This is a genomic window from Cytobacillus gottheilii, assembly GCF_018582665.1.
In the GTDB taxonomy this organism is placed as follows: domain Bacteria; phylum Bacillota; class Bacilli; order Bacillales; family Cytobacillaceae; genus Cytobacillus; species Cytobacillus gottheilii.
Genome location: NZ_CP071709.1, coordinates 413,204 through 432,282, shown reverse-complemented (window position 1 = coordinate 432,282; position 19,079 = coordinate 413,204). Strand labels below are relative to the sequence as shown.

General features: G+C 34.6%; 13 protein-coding genes. 6 read left to right on the top strand and 7 right to left on the bottom strand.

The window, feature by feature from the left end; all coding sequences use genetic code 11:
• Positions 1-5: 5 nt before the first annotated feature.
• Positions 6-1,046, bottom strand: a complete 1,041-nt coding sequence (gene pdxA / locus J1899_RS02245; RefSeq protein WP_343216736.1) for a 4-hydroxythreonine-4-phosphate dehydrogenase PdxA — start codon at positions 1,044-1,046, stop codon at positions 6-8.
• Positions 1,047-1,059: 13 nt separating this feature from the next.
• A complete protein-coding gene (locus J1899_RS02240) occupies positions 1,060-2,214 on the bottom strand; it encodes an iron-containing alcohol dehydrogenase (protein ID WP_214477242.1) in 1,155 nt (384 codons plus the stop codon).
• A gap of 219 nt (positions 2,215-2,433) precedes the next feature.
• On the opposite strand from J1899_RS02240, the gene J1899_RS02235 reads away from it, so the two are divergent.
• Positions 2,434-4,218: a sigma-54-dependent Fis family transcriptional regulator gene (locus J1899_RS02235; protein WP_214477240.1), complete on the top strand. Its 1,785-nt coding sequence runs from the start codon at positions 2,434-2,436 to the stop codon at positions 4,216-4,218.
• 219 nt (positions 4,219-4,437) lie between these two features.
• On the opposite strand, the gene J1899_RS02230 is transcribed toward J1899_RS02235, so the two are convergent.
• From J1899_RS02230 to J1899_RS02220, 3 genes are all read right to left on the bottom strand, one after another.
• Positions 4,438-5,289, bottom strand: coding sequence for a DegV family protein (locus J1899_RS02230; RefSeq protein WP_214477238.1), 852 nt, complete (start codon positions 5,287-5,289; stop codon positions 4,438-4,440).
• Between the two features lie 829 nt (positions 5,290-6,118).
• Entirely contained in the window at positions 6,119-9,445 is a 3,327-nt protein-coding gene (locus tag J1899_RS02225; protein WP_214477236.1) for a hypothetical protein, read from the bottom strand.
• Between the two features lie 14 nt (positions 9,446-9,459).
• Complete coding sequence (locus J1899_RS02220; protein WP_214477234.1) at positions 9,460-11,160, bottom strand: hypothetical protein; 1,701 nt, start codon at positions 11,158-11,160, stop codon at positions 9,460-9,462.
• Between the two features lie 796 nt (positions 11,161-11,956).
• Here J1899_RS02220 and J1899_RS22535 point away from each other — a divergent pair.
• The 5 genes from J1899_RS22535 to J1899_RS02200 all read left to right on the top strand — a co-directional run bounded on the left by J1899_RS22535 (position 11,957) and on the right by J1899_RS02200 (position 15,502).
• Positions 11,957-12,487 (top strand): DUF6431 domain-containing protein, encoded by a 531-nt coding sequence (locus J1899_RS22535; protein ID WP_281420604.1) that lies wholly within the window; start codon positions 11,957-11,959, stop codon positions 12,485-12,487.
• A 45-nt stretch (positions 12,488-12,532) separates the two neighbouring features.
• The gene (locus tag J1899_RS02215) at positions 12,533-13,888 is read left to right on the top strand and encodes a DDE-type integrase/transposase/recombinase (protein WP_214477233.1); all 1,356 of its coding nucleotides are present in this window, start codon (positions 12,533-12,535) and stop codon (positions 13,886-13,888) included.
• Positions 13,881-14,681 (top strand): ExeA family protein, encoded by an 801-nt coding sequence (locus tag J1899_RS02210; RefSeq protein WP_214477231.1) that lies wholly within the window; start codon positions 13,881-13,883, stop codon positions 14,679-14,681. The genes J1899_RS02215 and J1899_RS02210 overlap by 8 nt, the downstream gene beginning before the upstream one ends.
• Complete coding sequence (locus J1899_RS02205) at positions 14,678-14,914, top strand: DUF5348 domain-containing protein (protein ID WP_214477230.1); 237 nt, start codon at positions 14,678-14,680, stop codon at positions 14,912-14,914. Before J1899_RS02210 ends, J1899_RS02205 begins: the two co-directional genes overlap by 4 nt.
• A gap of 93 nt (positions 14,915-15,007) precedes the next feature.
• Positions 15,008-15,502 (top strand): DUF1643 domain-containing protein, encoded by a 495-nt coding sequence (locus J1899_RS02200; protein ID WP_214477228.1) that lies wholly within the window; start codon positions 15,008-15,010, stop codon positions 15,500-15,502.
• 12 nt (positions 15,503-15,514) lie between these two features.
• On the opposite strand, the gene J1899_RS02195 is transcribed toward J1899_RS02200, so the two are convergent.
• Both J1899_RS02195 and J1899_RS02190 read right to left on the bottom strand, forming a co-directional pair.
• Positions 15,515-15,775, bottom strand: a complete 261-nt coding sequence (locus J1899_RS02195; protein ID WP_214477226.1) for a hypothetical protein — start codon at positions 15,773-15,775, stop codon at positions 15,515-15,517.
• Between the two features lie 151 nt (positions 15,776-15,926).
• A complete protein-coding gene (locus J1899_RS02190; protein ID WP_214477223.1) occupies positions 15,927-19,079 on the bottom strand; it encodes a type I restriction endonuclease subunit R in 3,153 nt (1,050 codons plus the stop codon).

Here is a 19,079-nt window from a genome sequence, read left to right as displayed (position 1 = left end):
TTCTCCTATCTATTGTTGGCGTATAAAGTAGCGTATTCAATTGCATTCAGCAGACTAACCGGACTTGCCGTACCCTTGCCAGCTTGGTCAAATCCAGTGCCGTGATCAACAGAGACGCGAACGATAGGAAGACCTAACGTAATGTTTATACCTGAGACAGCATCCCATTTATTTAATTCTTTATTGAAAACGAACCCTTTTAATTTAATTGGTATATGACCTTGATCGTGATACATGACAACCACAATGTCATACCAGCCGCCAGCCATCTTTGAAAAGATCGTATCAGATGGAACAGACTGTTCATCTGGAATGATGATACCTTCCTTCATCGCCTGTTCAATTGCCGGCTGAATTTCTTCTATTTCTTCTCGGCCAAATAATCCATTCTCACCTGCATGAGGGTTTAATCCCGCTACGCCGATCTTTGGTCTTTCAATCCCTAATTTTTTACAAGCTTCATCAGCGAGACGGATGACTTCCAGCACGCGATCTTTCTTCACTCTGTCACATGCCTCGCGCAGGGAAACGTGTGTCGAAACATGAGCAACCCGCATACTATCGTGAGCCAGCATCATCGAGTAGCTTTTGGTATAAGTGTAATCAGCATATATTTCAGTATGACCTGAATAATGATGGCCAGCTAAGTTCATTGCCTCTTTATTTAAAGCATTCGTTACGGTCCCATCAATTTCTTCATTAACAGCAAGCTCGATCGCTTTTGTGACATACTGAAATGCTGCTTCTCCACACATGGCCTGCACTTTTCCAAATTCTTTTTTGGACATATCTACTAGATTCATATCGAGTACATCAATAACGCCATACTCATATTTTGCTTGTTTTACATCGTTAAGAGAATTCACTTTAAGTTCGTTTTCCAGCTGCAGTATTCCAATTGCTTCTTCTATGCAAGATGCATCTCCAATAATGAATGGTTTACATTGCTGATAAACTTCTGATTTCGCCAAAGCTTTTACCGATAACTCCGGGCCGTTTCCGGCAGGGTCTCCCATTGTAATTCCGATGATTGGTTTTTTATTCAAAATAACTCATCTCCTAACCAATTACTTTTGAATATATTTGTCTGATATCTTCTTTTGATAATTCTTTCTTATTGTTTACTAACAATCTCTTCTGTTCGCTGCCAGCCTGAACCAAAAATTCCAGATCATCTTTTTGAATACCAAATTCATTTAAATTCACTGGTATATTGGTTACTTTTACGATGTCTGCAATTTCATCGATGACATATTGTGCTTTTTCATTAACACTTTTATCTGAATAAGAAGGATTAATCGCATCACATATGTCAGCGAGCTGATCAGCACACGCATCTTTGTTGAAATTCATAACGGTTTCAAAAAGAATCGCATTGGAAACGCCATGAGGAATATGATATTTGCCTCCCAAAGGATATGACAAGGCATGGACTGCAGTCGTGCCGCTTCCGGTAATCGCAACTCCGCCGTAGAATGCTCCTATTAACATGGCCTCTTTTGCTTTCATATTCTCTGGCTCATTGTATGCTTGTCTAATATTCTCAAAAATGAGCTTTGCCCCTTCAAGTGCATACACATTGGAAAACGGTGTAGCTTTATTTGACGTATAGCATTCTACCGCATGTGCAAGAGCATCTACACCAGTAGCAGCAATGATTTGTTTAGGCAGATTTCGAATCAGCTGCGGATCTAAAATAACATAATCCGGAATCATTTCATTATTCACGATTCCCTTTTTCACCTTTTCCTCTGGCACAGCAACGATTGCATTACAAGTAGCTTCAGAACCTGTTCCGCACGTTGTAGGAATCATAATGGTTTTGATTTTCTTCGCAGCTATTTGTGGTGTATCAAGTAAATCTTTCACGCTGTAAGTGGCACCAATTAAGACAGAGCATAATTTAGCTGCGTCCATAACGCTTCCTCCGCCAAAGCCAATAATTAAATCAGCTTGAGCATTTTTTGTTTCTTCCTGAATCTTCTCAACCTCTATATAACTAGGCTCTGGTTTAATGTCATCGTATACATTAAACTCTACACCTGTTTCCTCTAACACTTTGCAAAGCTCATCGACCAGGCCGGCATTTCTAATGCCTTTATCCGTATAAACAATGACCTTCCTTGCTGATTCCTTTTTCAATATATTTGAGAGTTCATGTAAACTTCCGCTGCCACCATATAAATTTGCAGGTATTGTCAATTGAAAGCCCATATTTTAAAACCCCTTTCTCAATCGTTTCATTTTGAAACATCTATTTAATCTTCATTTAGAATTACTTAGAAAACTCTTTACATTTCTAGTATCTTTCAGTTTCCGTTTCGTTTCAACCCGATAAAAATAAAAAAACGTTTAAATTTGAAACGTTTTCATTGTTTTATTTCTTTTTTATTTTTATACTATTAGTAATATTAAATGAAGGAGTCTTGGTTAATGAACAAAGTGAAACTATTGGCAATTGCGCCTTATGAGGGATTAGCCGAAATTTTACGCTCCATTTCAATGAAACGCGACGACGTCATGCTTACAATAGAAGTCGGTGACTTAAGTGAAGGGGTTCAATTGGCAAAGAAACACGCAGATGAAAACTTTGACGCGATCATATCCCGGGGCGGGACCGCTGAGTTACTTCGAGCTGCTGTAGAAATCCCTGTAATTGAAATATCCATATCCGTTTACGATGTGCTGCGCGCGATTAAAATGGCAGAGTTGTATGATGCCAGGTTTGCAGTAGTAGGTTTCTCAACCATAACGGAGCGTGCAAAATTGCTATCCGATCTGCTTCAATACAAGCTGGATATCATTACTTTTGAGAGCGAAGAAGATGTCGAACCTATCCTTAGAAGATTAAAAGAGCACCAATACGATCTAGTTGTAAGTGATCGAATTGGCTCCACTGTAGCGGAGGAGATTGGATTAAATTCCATCCTTATCTCTTCAGGAAATGAAAGTGCAGCTTCCTCATTTAATAGAGCTATTCAGCTTGTTCAATCACTGCGGCCGCTTCATAAGGAAAAAGAAATTTTTAAGCAGATTTCCACAAGCCATTTCGATAACTTTCTGATCTATAATGAAAATGGAAAGTTATGGTTCTCTCATATAACAGCTTTGGATTATCATGATACTATTTTTAATACTGTAAATGATTATCTTGAAAAGCTTCAAACTTTTCCGAGTCAAAAGTTTGAAATCATTGTGGATCACTTTCTCTTTACCATTACTAATGATTTTTATTTTCATAATGACGAACAATTTACCTTGATTAAAATCACTCAGAAAGATGCACCTCTTATTCAAGAGGATGTTTTTTCAATCTATAACTTAGATTCTGCAGATCAAACTATATACGACGATGATTATAGCAGCGCAAATTTTATCGGGATGGTTCGAAAGCAAATAGAGGAATATAGCCGTACGCATCTTCCTATCTTAATTATTGGAGAAAGTGGGACAGGGAAGGAAAAAGCAGCATCTATTATTTACAAAAAGGGGCCTTTTAATAATAATCCCCTTTATACAATAGATTGCGCAACGATTAATGAACAGCAGTGGAATTCCCTGCTGTCGCATTATAATTCGCCATTATACAATGTACAAACAACGATCTATTTTAAGGAAATTATTGCGCTCGATCCAAAACAGTTTAACAAACTGTTTGAGTTCTTTTCGCAATCAAATCTCGCACAGCGGAACCGTTTAATTTTTTCAGCAACGCTTAACGATACCTTAAACAATGATGAAATCATCCATTCTTTAAAATATAAACTTTCTTGTCTGCAGTTATTTTTACCGGCTCTTCGCGAGCGAATCTCTGATTTGCCCAGTATTCTTGCTTTATATATCAATAAACTTAACACCTCAATGGGCAAGCAAATCATTGGCTTTGAACAAGAAGCACTAGAATTTATGAAAGAATTTACTTGGGAGAACAATTTAGATCAGCTTCATCGCGTGCTGAGAGAACTTGTTCTTCTAGCAGAAGGATCTTATATATCTAAAGATCTAGTAAAAAAAATATTATCACAAGAGACACGAACTTCTATGGTGAATCCACCTAAAGTGTCTTCAATACCACTTAACAAAACATTAGATGAGATTAATTACTATATCATTCAAGCTGTCTTAGAGGAAGAAGGACAAAATAAAGAAAGCACCGCGAAGAGATTAGGAATAAGCCGAAGCACTTTATGGAGGAAGATTAATTCGGCTCCGAGTTGATGATTATTTGATCCGTATACCATATGTTATCCCCCCAATAAAAGAGGCTATTCTAAGAATTGCCTCTTTAAAAAACCATATGTATCGAGGGATGAAGTGGCTTATCTATCATGCCGACCGTAAGTTTAAAGTGTGTAGTATCTTTAATGACATGTACAAAAATATAAGCTTTTCATTGAGAATTCCAATATGATGTCCTTTGGCATATAGTCTTCTGTACTATTGCTCTAATCCTGCTACGCCGAAGCCCCCAGCACCAGAATGAGTCGAAATCATACCACCCGCTTGGATCCATCTTATATTGTGGAAACCACTTTCTTTTGCAAGCTCATCCATTCGCTGCATAATTCTTTCATCAAGCCCTGCTGAGTAAATAAAATAAAGCTGCTTTCTATCGATGTTGAAATGATTTAAGTAATCACTCAAGAGTTTTTCAGCAGCTCCACCCATTTTCCCGCGGTACTTTTTGGTCGACATCAGCTTTCCATCCTTCAACTCTATACATGGCTTTATTTTCAACAAAGTTCCAATCAGAGAAGCCATATTGCTTACTCGTCCTCCCGCTTTAAGGAACTCAAGACTGCCTGGGATGAAAGCCAGTCTTGACTTAGGAACAATTGACTCTATTTTTTCAACTAAATGCTCCGGGTCAATGTGTGGTTCTTTTTCTAATAACTCAGCGGCATACAGTACAATCGCCGCTAATCCTCCAGTAACGTTCAAGGCATCAATTAGAAAAATGTCTTCAAATTCTTCCACAGCAATGACAGCATTTTGAAAAGAAGATGAAGCTTTTGATGTATAGCCAATATGTACAATGATGCAATCAGGAAAATTTCCTCTTATATTTGTAAAGAACTCTTGGTACTCATGAGCATTTGTGGAGGTAGTAGAGGGTATTTTCTTCGTACGTCCGTAGTATTCATAAATCTTCTGGACCGGCAGATCACCATCTAAATAATCTTTTCCATCCATAATGATGTGCATCGGAACGACTTGAATATCGTATTTTTCAGCTAAATCCCCCGGGATGTCAGCACCACTTTCGGTCGATAAGATGATTTTCCGCATTCTATTTCCCCCTTGGTTATAGTAAGATCCGCGTTCACTTTTCCTGTATTATGGTTTAATTATACACGAGATGGTTTTTGTCCTTCCTGCTGCTCATTAATTTACTAAAAAAAGCGTCTTATTCTAGTAAACCTACTTTACCAATGCCAGAACAATGAGCTAAACTGCTGCATAACAATTCTTTTCTATACTAATGCTTAGTGAGACCTATTTTGAAATGTCAGAGGACGGAAAACACAAGTAAATCTTCTCCACACTTCTTTTATTATTACAAAACTCCCCAAGTAAAGTCTGTTTTAAATGTCTATCGTTCAAGAACCTGAAAGGCATATTTCTCAACACAAAAAGACTACCTCCTAAATATCAGGAAGTAGTCTATACTTTAAAAAAATAATCATTTACATGACTAGTCATAATGGGTGAGAAATAGTATTAACTTATTTCTCAAGATGAAGGCTTAAAACCTTACATCATACCGCCCATAGGTTGCTAGAGTGTAATATGGTTAACATCGAGTGAAAAAATTGCGGTAAATCAACGGTTTGGATAATGCTTACTGTAACATCTTTAACGTTGATTTACCGTTTTTTATGGGAGTGCGTCGGGAAGATGTTAGCAAAATGTTAGCATTCAACTACTAGCCAGTTTTTTAGTAACAAATTGATTTCCTAATAATGAAGATATATGCTTTTGTTTCTTTCAATTTTAATTTTATCTTATTAGACTTTTATATAGGTAATGAATATCCATCATGCATTCAAGTCAGATTATTACAGTATAAGAAAATTTAATAATGGACTGATGAAAGATGCTCTTTTTTATATAGCTTTTATATAGGAGTATTTAAAATTTCTTCTTCTAAGTAGGGTGAGAATATTAATTCTTTAATCGTGGTAAAACCACTGTCTTGTCTTATGAATTCAAATTGCTTAAATTCATTTCCAAAGAAACTAAATTTCCTTCTAAACAGTCCTGCAACATCTGGATTTGCAGTTGTAAATATTATTTGAGTTCCCCTTAATGCTAGTTCTCGAATAATATCCAATAAGTTTAATAAATGTAAATCATCCATATTTGCAACTGGTTCATCTAACAACAGGACTTTAGGAGCGTTTTGAGCGGCCAAAAAGTGTGTAAACATTACTGCAAGTGCTAAAGAAACCCTTTGTCCAGTACTCATTTGATGTGCCTTTGATTTACTTTTACCTTTCTCCCTTATAGCTATAATTCCTGTGTCATCAAATTCAAGTGATGTAAACTCTTTTGGGGAGTGAATAGATTTAAACAGATACTCAATTTTTGATAAGTTGTTTTTTATAAAGGTTTGAACAAACTCCTCATGTTTTGGTAAACCACTCAAGACACCAATCGCCTTCTGACAATCAATAATAGTATTCCCTATATTAATTTGTTTAGATTTCAACTCCTTTATTTGCTCTAAATAAATTTCAACCTCACTTGAGTGATTTAAATAATTTATAGCTTTTTGTAAGTTATCTTTAAGCAACGAAACATCATTTAACCATATAATTAAATCTGTAGTTCCGCAAATTTCAAAATAATTATTTATATTATTAATACTATTTATAGCTTCTTGCATTCGCTTAATCTGCTCACTATTTTTTTCTTTATCGTTAATGTAGTTATCCATAACATTTCTCAATTTAAATATCACAGCATTAACTTCCATCAAGCTTTCATTTAGGGCATCTAATTTAGTTTTATTTATTCTTAATTTATTATTATAGGATTCTTCTAACTCCAATAGAAATAATTCATAATCCTCAGTTATATTTTTTTGTTTAAATTCATTGTAAAACTTATCCCTAGTTAAGAAATACCTACTATTTTTTATAGCTTTATCGTTATATCCTTCATCTTCTATATCTTTTAGCAATTTATTAAAATTATTTCTAGCAATCTGTAGCTCGCTATTTTTATCTAAAAATTCGATTATAATGAAATAAGCATTTTCAAAACTAATCACTTGATCATTAACCCTAAAATAAGTATTGTAACATTCAAAAATGACATTTCTTACTCTTTCTTTTTTATAGTAATTTTCCAATTTCTCATTATAATAAATTAACTCACGATTTAATTTATTCTTATCGTTTTCCCAATTGGCTAAAACACTTTCCTTTTTTGTGAAATCATTTAGCTTATTTATGTTTTTTACTAAATCATCATGATCATTATGATGAACTCCACATAAAGGGCAATTTTCTGTTTCCCCTTCTTGTTCAAGGTATTCAAGACCGAGGTTCTTAATTCTTATTTGTAACTCTCGTACTTCTCCTATGTATTTCTTATAGTCATTTATTTTTGATTCAATGAAATAAATTTTTTCCTTAATTTCTGATTTTTTTCCCTCTAATTCATCTACATTGTCCCTACTTAGATAATTTGATATGTCATTTATTTCGTTAAGTTCTGGCCAATTAAGTTTAACTTTATTAATTAAACTTAATTGTTCTTCTACTATATTCAGATCTGAAATTAGAGAAATTCTTTTTTGGACGCTTTCCTGATTAGTTATAATTTTTTTATTCTCCAACCAATCCAATCTACTATTTTCTAAATCATTTAATAATCTATTTAAACTTTCATTGTCATTATTTATTTTCTTAATCTCATCTTCAATATCTATTATCTTTTCTTCTATATTGTTTATCTGACTTCTACTTTTAGCAATTTCCCGCTCAAATATTTCTTTTTGTTCATTAAGATTACTAAAATGATCTTTTAATGATGATTCAGACAGTTTATTAAAATGAGAACTTAATTCATCAATGTTTTTTATAGGATTTTCTAAATATTTCAGTATCTCATTTATCTTCTTTAGACTCTCTGCATTTATCCCATCAGATAAATGCTCTCTAAGTAAAACCTTATTAAAACTATAAGTAAAATAATTTATATTAATAGGATTCAAATCTTTAAATTTTTCAATATTAGTATTGAGATTATCTATTTTATCATTAATTTCAATATCTTCGTTTATTAATTTTTTATGTCTTGATTCAAAACCTTTTTTATACCTAATCCAATTTTTTTGCATTTTAACAATATGGTCACCAAAGATAAGTTGAGAAAACCTATTTAAATATTGATTATCCGTATCATCTTGTGTTTCTTCCATTGCAAATCTAAATGGTTTATCCGCATCAAAATAGTTAAATAATGAAAAGTTTTTATTTAAAGTTGCTTTTCCTCTTCCAATTGGTGTCCCGTACCACATACTTTCTAATTTCTTATTCTCTATTGAAGTACGTTGAGACCAAAATTCTATATTTCCATTATTTGTATTACAAAGAACCTTTATATTACTGTCAGTTTCTTCTTTAAATAATTTTGAACGGCTGTTTTCCCCGGTTATAGCTAATTCAATTGTTTCTAGGAATGAAGTTTTACCCGTTCCATTTGATCCATGCAATAAATTTACTTGAACTGGTTTAAGAATTTTTTCCCCACTAAAGCATGGTCTTTTTAGTTGTGAAATATCAACTAAGGACACACTATTAACAATGGGAATATTAGCTTTAGCCTCGTTTTGATTATTTACTTCATCAACATCTATTAAACTTTCATCATTAAAATCTTTGGTTTCAAGAAATAGATCAATATTTTTTTCTTGAAAATCTTGTGTCAAACACCCTGTTAAGTTACTTTTACTAAGCTCCTTATACCAAATACTCTCTGGGCTAATATTAGTTGGGACTTTTGAAGTATCATTGCTTGTCCCTTTATAAATATCCCCACTAAGGAAACTTTTCAACTCCGTCTCGTCATAAATAAGCTTTCTGGCAAAATTCGTATCTTTTTCAATCTCCCTAACTGGAATATCATTAAGTATTTCTTTCTTTGTTACTAAAAGTATTAAATATATATTCCAACGAATGTCATTTTTATAATTAAAAAATACATCAGCGATAAGTTTTCTTTGAAATTCCTTAAAACTTTCTATATTTTCTTTGAATAAGGCTTCCGTTACACTTTCTGTTACCTCTATCATAAAGTATTCAGAAAAATCCTTAAATTCCACTTCTGCAGACCTTTTAAAATGCAAATACTTAATTGGTGTATTTGCATAGTAAGAATACTCTTCGTTTAATAAAGAATATCCATTCTCTTTTAATAAGATATCTAATTTCAACTTTATCCCTCCAGTTATTTGGATATTCGTATATCTGCGAAGTTCTTAGTGAAGTTAGGATTCTGGATTTCACTTTCATCTAAATGCTTATCGTAATAAATATATCCTTGTTTCCCAAGCGGCTCATAGTAAACTATTATTTGATTCCTAAGTCGTTTACTTAATTTAGCTGATAACTCTGTAACAATTTGTTCAATTTTATTTTCTCTTTTTTCATTTGTTATAACAACTAAACACTCAGGATACCTAATTTCAACATCTTCATAAGGTTTAAGATTATATACCATGCTACCATTCTCAGGAAAATCCTCATCCACAGTAAATTCATGATTCTCTTTTAAGTAAGCAAGAGCATTAGGAATGTTTCCACTTTTTAAATTATCAACTAATATCAGAAATAAATGGAGTTTCCCAAACCTTTTATCGTCAGACTCTTCATCTGATCCAATTATCATTCTAGAAACTAACTCATTATCGTTAGTTCTTATTTCCCCTTCTTCAAAGTGTCCAAAGCAAGACCCAAAAAAGAAATCACTTTGATCTGGACTATTCGATAAAGTTTGGATAGGGAATAAATATCTTTCTTCTAAATTTTCTAACTCTTTTATTAAACTATCTTCACTAAAAAGAGCATTTGAGTTCTCTAACCATGAACTAGAGTAATCATAGGTACTAATCATTACTGGTTCATAACCATGTGCAGCCGGCCCCTGTGCTTCACCAGTATCACTTTTATTTATTGAATAGAACTTGATATTTTCTTTTCTTTCACAATACCAATACTCATTAATTCCGTCATAAGCAAAAAAATACCCTAACTTCAAGTTTTTAAGCCTTAACTTTCTACTATCCCCCTGTAAGTTTCTATTGTGTTTTTTATAAAATGTTGACCAAGGTTTACTAAAGTTAATTTGAGTTCCACTTAACTTTGTTTTACTTGCCCAGTTAAGAGTAATAATTCTATTAGTATTTTTTGTATTATCTAGAATCTCTCTTCTGAATGTTGTAAAATATCTATTTCTAGGGTTTTCATTTAATTGGGGATGAAAAATTGTAATGTTGCCTGACACGTTCTCTAAGATATGCTCTGCTTTTATATGAAGTACATCTGCACAAATTATAGAGAGAAATTTATTTGATGAGTTATTATCATCAAACACAAAGACTGTATTTCCTAAACACAGATCATTAGCCTCCAGATTCCTCCATTTGTCCAGCATATTCCCTGTTTTTATTTGTGGTAAGATATACAATTCAGAATTAAATATAAAAAAGTAGATAAGAGGACTCACAAAATTTTTTTCTTCTCTTAGATTATGAACAGCATTCCAAATTACATTAATATTTTCATGTTTGTCCCACTCATTAAGATACTCTTTAAAATTATTAATATTTTCACCTTGAGTTCCAAAACAAAATAAAGATCCGGCCTTTGGCCAAAGAGATTCATTCATAACTAATCTTTGTAGTCCCTCATAGGGAAAAGAGTATTCTGGTGTAAGAGCAAGATCGGGATTCTTACTCTGTACTATTTCCAAAAAATCCATGGCCTTATTTAGAAATTCATCACTAGTTATTTGAACACCATTGTATGAATTTACGTCTATCTCACCTTCACACTGCCATTGTAAAACCTTTACAGCACTAGAAGATGCACTTGTTATATTTAAATTCACATTTTCTATTAAACTGGTTACGTTTGTAAATTCCACCATATATAAAACACAGCTCCTGATAAACAAAATAATAATACCTATATTTTACCAAACGTTTTGAACAATGTATGTCATTTTCATACATATTTTTGACTAAATCAGCATTAAACTGAATTAAAAATTGATAACTAAAAGTTAGAAAATCAGGTTTCGTGAGGGTATTATTACTTCAGAGTAGATTATGTCGTGTCTTTAAATTTTTAAAAAAGTCTAATCAACGTTTAGTAAACAGTTGATTAGACTCTCTTTGGATTATTTACTTATGAGCAAATCAGGATGAATAATCTTATAAAACAGGGAATATAGAAACTATCATACTAAGTTGATTTACTTTAACATCTAATAAGTATCCACAAATGATTACAAATATCAAAATATATTATATTCTCATATAAGGGGTGTGGTTAATTGACTAAAATAGTTTTATTTTCGTCTTACATAAATGAAGGTTTGATTATTACGAATCCGTCAACTATAACTAAAGATACAAGACACAGATACTCAATAAGAATTCCATTCAAAAATCGCGAAGAATTAAATGCTATTAATGCCATTGTTATAATGAAGAACCCTAGTGCGGCTGGCTGTTTTTGACACCCTTAAATTACCGAAAGTTGACGATATTGCCTGTCCAGGATTTGTCGATTATAATGTCCGTATATAATTCGAAACATTTCGACATTTATCATTCTGGAGAAAGGAAAAGACGCCTCCCATTACGTATAACTGCGCCAACAGTTATACAGGAGACGTCCCACAAAAAAGTATATGATTATTGTATCAGATTATCAGCTGATTGAAAATACTCTTACTGGAGTTTTTAGTTAGGGGTGCAGGGAGGATTCCTTCTCCGTGTTGCGGGAAAGACATGTTGGTTATAGGAACTAAGAATCGAAAGGCAATAGATCATTCGGGACAGGGGAAGATTTATAACATTCGGAGGCTCAGGTGCACAAACTGCCGTGCTATCCATCATGAACTACCTGATTTGTTGGTCCCTTATAAACGCTATGAAGCTGAATGCATTGAAAATGTTCTTTCGAACCCATCCACTCACACTGTTCCAGCCGATAATTCCACTCTTTCGAGGTGGCATAGCTGGCTTCAAGAATTTGTCGATTACTGGGTTGGCTGTTTAACTTCCATCATGATCAGAACCAATCAAGGAAACATCCCCCTGAATTTCTCGTCCGAAAGTTCAGGGACTGCACTTCAGAGATTAGGGCGCTTGGCAGGAGATGCGAATGGATGGCTGACAAGAATTGTCCGGCCCATCGTAAATATTAATTTTTGGATACATACCCGTTCTACATTCATTGTCCAATAACCTCTGATTTACACTCATGATAGACACTGAAAGGAGAGTGTATTCATGAGGAATCAAAGGAAATCAGAAGAGTTGGCCGTGCAGCGTTTTCAGCTGATCTCCCCTTTATTGGCAGAAGGGCTTGATGCGGGGAAAGCAAAGGAGTTAAAAGACCAGATCGTGAAGGCCAGCGGTCTCTCAGAAAGAACTATTAGGAGATATCTGGCTCAATTTCGCGAAGATGGATTTGGAGGATTGAAGCCACAAGGGAGGACGGTTTCTCGGAAGTCAGTAGCCATCCCTTCTCATCTATTGGAACAGGCCATCCTTCTCCGAAAGGAAGTGCCAAGCCGCAGTGTGGCACAGATCATTCAGATCCTCGAATGGGAAGGCTTAGCTGAACCAGGTCAAATCAAGAGGTCTACGCTTCAAGAGAAATTGACCGAAAAAGGATACAGTACAAGGCAAATGCGTCTCTATACGCAATCTGGAGTAGCTGCCAGAAGGTTTCAGAAACGGCATCGAAACCAACTTTGGCAATCAGATATCAAATACGGCCCTTATTTGCCTATTGGTTCAAACGGAGTTAAGAAGCAGGTTTATCTGGTTGCTTTTATCGACGATGCAACCAGATTGGTTGTGCATGCAGGCTTCTATCCAACACTCGATTCAAGGATCATTGAAGATGCCTTCCGGCAGGCCATCCAAAAATATGGGGTTCCGGAAGCTGTTTATTTTGATAACGGAAAGCAATATCGCACCAAGTGGATGGCCCGCACCTGTTCTAAAATAGGCACTCGCCTTCTGTATACGAAGCCCTATGCAGCCGAATCAAAGGGGAAAATCGAAAGGTTTAATAGGGTCATAGATTCATTTATCAGTGAGGCTGTTATTGAAAAACCCAATACGTTAGATCGCCTAAATGAACTTTTTCAAGTATGGCTGACAGAGTGCTATCAAAATAAGCCTCATTCCGCATTTGAAAAGAAAATGAGCCCGGAAACGGCATTTCGATCGGACAGAAAGGCGATTCGCTTTATCGATCAAGAAACGTTAAGCCATGCATTTCTTCACTGTGAAACAAGGAAAGTGGATAAATCTGGATGCATTAGTTTCATGGATCAAAAATACGAGGTTGGCTTGGCTTTCATGGGACGAAAAGTAGATGTTGTCTATGATCCTCTGAATATCGAAGAGCTTACCATCGAATTTGAAGACTACACACCTTGGAAAGCGAAGAAGCTTGTCATTGGGGAGATGGCTGGTAGACGTTCGGAGTTGCCTGGGCACCTGCAGGCGCAGAGTGCTGACTCTTCAAGGCTATTAAAGGCAGCTGAACGAAAAAATCTGGAACGCCAAATAGACCAGAAACCTGCCGTCACCTTCCGCGCCATCTGGAAGGAGGATGAATCCCATGTTTGAAGCGTTCTATGAAATGGACCATACACCTTTCGCCAGAGATCTGCCAACTGATCAACTTTATGAATCCACCATGATGCAAGAAATTCTTGGACGGTTGAAGTACGCAGCTGATCGACAGCTTTTTGCCGTCCTAAGTGGAGATAGTGGAACTGGAAAAACAACGACCATCCGTAAATTTGTGGATCGATTAGACAAAAGAAAATTTCATGTCTTGTATCTTTCCGACTCCAAATTAACACCGCGTCATTTTTATAAAGGGTTGTTGGAACAATTGGGCTCTGAAGCGAAGTTTTATCGTGGTGATGCGAAACGGCAGCTTCATAAGGAAATTGAACTGATGAAAGGAATTCGAGGACTCCAGCCAGTGGTTGTGGTTGATGAAGCTCATCTATTAGACCGCGAGATGCTAGAAGAAGTTCGTTTTTTATTAAACTTCAGAATGGATTCACAAAGTCCGATGGCGCTCATTCTTGTTGGTCAAAGTGAACTATGGGATCGACTGCGACTCCAATCATACGCAGCCATACGGCAAAGAATTGATATCCAATTCCAGTTAGGACATCTTGACCGAGCTCAAGTGGCGGAATATGTTTCTAGACATCTTCGTTATGCCGGCGTTGATCAACCTATTTTTTCTGACGGGTCGCTTGATGAAGTACACCGGTTCTCTGGTGGAGCCGCAAGGCTTATTAATAAACTATGTACACATAGTCTTCTATACGGCTCGCAAAATGGTCGTAGAATCATAGATGATCATATGATAAAACAAGTGATCCAAGGAGAACTATCATGAAGAGCCGCTGGAAACAAATGAGCTACAATGAAGAGCTGGATTGTTGGTTTATCCTTTGGGGAGATCAAGTAGGTTATAAGATGCGCAGTGGAGATTGGTTTGATCTCCATTTGGGAAATGGAAAAATACTTTCCTGCCTATTGGAACTGGGCAGAGACTGGTATATTCTTACCGGACGAAATGATGTTAGGTTCTATCTGAAGAAGAATGAAACGTATCAGGTTAATTTGTGAAAACTGTGGGAAGCAATTGCTTCCCCTTTTGTTTGGACAATGAATTCGTCAGTTTCTGGACAATTAATAACGTCAATTTTTGGATATTATGGAGTGGCATTAACAGCTGGCAAAAAGATTGAAATAAAAAATGAAAAAAGGATTATATCCGATGATACCATTTACACAGTTTTAGATTATTTATATAAGCAAAAACAATATAATATTAAGGAAGTTACTATTGTTAATTTAATGAGTATTTTTAGTGGCACTCTTTCAAATATTATAAAGAGCAATAAATCAATTGAGGATTTGTCAACAGATAATAATTTAGATGAAATAAAGCAGGTTGTAAGAAATTCTAATACAAATGATATTATTATCGCTGCATGGGGAGGGTATCCGCCATACCCTAAACAAAATACAGTACCTTACCAAATAAGTAATGAAGACCTGAAAAAATATTATGATAATCTAATAGTAAATACACATTTGTTAATAAAAGGTAGAAATCTATTTAGAGTAGGCTCATTAACTAGAGACGGATTCCCAAGACACGGGAAAAATTGGTATGATTATGAAAAACTTAATCCATATAGAATTTTATAAGTGGGTATAGTTCTATCCCCTTCTGAAAAAAGTCGGACAATTTCTTGGTATTATAAATGCAGTAAACTCTTTACCCAGACCTTCATCTGGCTGATTACTTATAGCCTCTTTTAAACTTGGATTACTAATACCTATAGGCATAGCACTAGCCCCTTCATAAATTGCATAAAGATTATCAATATATTGCCCTTTAGTCTTACCACAGCTACACTTTTGCATTTTTAAATCGAGGTTAAACATATCGCTACACTCTAAACATAATAATAGTTTCATTTATTTCATCTATCCTTAAAAAGTTAATTATAAATTCATTTTTTATTGGAAAAAATATAATTAAGTTGTTAGAGCAACTTGTATGTCTGACAGGGAAGAGATGCGCAAGCATCTCTTCTTTTTACAGTTCATACAAATAGTACTTTTATGTTTAAACCCTATACTTCTTAAAATTTTCCGCTTGCTCAAATATTTCTTTAAAAATCTCGTCTTTAGGAACAGGAGGGTAATCGTTTTCAGCAAGTGTTAAAATAAGATCGACCTTTAACTCTGCCTTTATATCATCTCGACTCGACCAATCTGTGTATCTTGCTTTATCAGCAATAATTGCTTTAATTTCCTGTGATAGTTTAATAAGTTTGTCGTGAGGGTATTCAAATTCATGTTTCTCGGAAATTGCTTTGAGAATATCGTAGAAGGCCTTTTCCTCATAATCGATTCCTAAATCCTTAAAAGAATCCCGCTCCTTCATTAGATCTGCGAACAAATCAGCGAATTGTTCTGCAACATCATCCAAAACATCGCTTTGCAATGCTTGGAAATCTTTTCTTTCATTATATTGTTCTACTAATTTTTTAAATCTTTTTGAAAAGTCAACACCCTGAATTTTATTGGTTTTCTTAAATTCCTCAATTGCTTTTGACAATAGTTTTTGTAGCAGTTTAATTTTAGTATTTGGTAGTTTTATTTTATTGATTTTAGCTAAGTATTCTTCACTAAATAAATCCGCATTATTTTTTGGGTCATTTTTATCTAGCTTAAATACTTCTTCAACGCCTTCACTTATTAATGCTTCCTTCATCATCTGCCTAACTTTTTCATTCATTTGGGCAGTATCTGGAGCATCGCCTTTAGTTAATTTATGAATGATGGACCTTATCGCTAGGTAATAGTGAATATAATCCCTTTCTATTTGACTTATATCTTCACTAGATACGCATAAATTGTAGGCAGAGCGAAGTTTCTTAGTTATTGCCATAAATCGTTTTTCTAATTGCTCCGTTTGTTGTACAAATTCAGCAGCTAGATTTAAACACTGTAACTGTTGCAATGGGGTTCCTTGGAAATATGCAGTATTATCAAATTTATAGAAGATTTTTGCTAATAAATCTAACTGATCCTTCACAATGACAACTGCCTTATCTATACCATCAAAATTCTCTCCCTCTACAACTCCATACTTCCTCATGGCTACATTTAAATTACTCTTTATTCCAAAATAATCGACAACTAATCCAGTTTCTTTACCTTCATAAACTCGGTTAACACGTGAAATAGTCTGAATCAAGGTGTGCTGCTGAATAGGTTTATCAATATAGATGGTATCTAGTGATGGTACATCAAATCCCGTTAACCACATATCAACAACAATGGCTATTTTGAAGTTTGATTTTTCATTTTTGAATTGTCTATCTAACTCTTTACGGTATTCTTTTGTACCTAGTAGGTCATATAGTTTTTTACTATCATCTTTATTACGCGTCATGACCATTTTAATCTTTTCCATCGGTTTAATTTCTTTTTTTTCTTTTTCAGAAAGCACTACACCTTCATCACAAACTCTCACAGTTGCCCATTCTGGTCGTAGTGAAATAATTTCGTTATATAAGTCATAAGCAATATGTCTATTAGCAGCGACAAACATTGCTTTTCCTTTAACTGTGGCACCTTCTTCAATTCTCTTTTCATAATGCTCTACAAAATCTTCAGCCACTAGTTTTAACCGTTTAGGATCACCTAGAATAACTTCCATCTGGGTTACCGCTCTTTTACTTTCATCTATTTGATATTCATTAGCCCCAGCAGTTTCACACACTTTATAGTACTCTTCAATTTCATGCAATTTTGTTTCATTTAGATTTACTTTAGCTGCTCTTCCCTCATAAACAATCCGAACTGTAATTTCATCATATACAGCTTCAATCATTGTGTACGCATCTTCCACTTCACCAAATACATCAATTGTTGCATCCACCGGTGTTCCTGTAAAACCAACATAAGTTGCATTAGGGAGTGAATTGTGCAAATGCTTGGCAAAGCCATATTTTTTCTCGACACCATCTTTGGTAATCTTTATTTTTTGGTCCAGATTTGTTTGTGAACGGTGAGCTTCATCCGAAATACAAATTACATTGTTTCTATCAGTAAGCAAATCAACATCTTCATTAAACTTTTGAATTGTAGTTAAAAATACGCCACCACTTTTTCTATTTTGTAGGTAAGACTTCAAATCTTCCCGACTTTCCACACTTATAACTTGATCATCTCCGATAAAAGACTTAGCATTTGTAAACTGTCCCGCAAGTTGGTCATCTAGGTCGGTTCTATCGGATATTAAAACAACAGTAGGACTTTGTAGATCCTTATCCCTCATTAAAAGTCTAGTAAGGTAAAGCATGGTATAACTCTTTCCTGAACCAGTCGCTCCAAAATACGTACCACCCTTACCTGAACCTTGTGGTCGCATATTTCTTTTAGTACTTTTTAATAATTTTGTTGCTGCATAATATTGTGGATAACGAGGAACAATTTTTTCCTTTTTGCTGCTTGTATCCGGGAAATAAATGAAATGACGTACCACTTCAAGGAAACGTTTTTGGTTAAATAAACCTTTCATCATTGAGTAAAGTGAATCAATGCCATCTTTTTCAAACGATTCATTACCTTCTATTTTTCGCCATGCATAAAAGAAATCATAGGGAGCAAATAACGAACCAGCCTTATTATTTACTCCATCACTAATAACACAAAATGCATTATACTTAAAGAGTTCAGGGATATCCCTCTGGTAACGAACAGTCAGTTGTGTATAGGCATCTTTTATTGTTGTGTTTTCTTTGATAGCATTCTTGAACTCTATCACTACTAAAGGTAAGCCATTTACATAAACAATTGCATCCGGAATCCGCTTTTCATATCCTTGTATCTCTAATTGACTAACTATTTTAAATAGATTATTTTCGATATTATCGAGACCAAAATCTATTAATTGAATAAATAAATCCTTCTTGCTTCGGTCTTCTCGTTTAAGAACAAAACCATCAGAAATCATTTTGATAATGGCTTTATTGCTTTCATATAAAGTTGATGCCGGTAACACTTCCATTTGCCGAATAATACTTTCAATTTCATTCATAGTTATATCATCATCAGAATATCGGTTAAGTAAGAACGCCTTTAAATCTTCACGTAGAAGCACATCACTAACTTCTTTATGAATATGAATACCATTCTGGTGTTGATAGTTTTCAGCTTCAAATAACTCTATTACAGCTTGCTCTAAGGATTCTTCTGTGAATTTCAA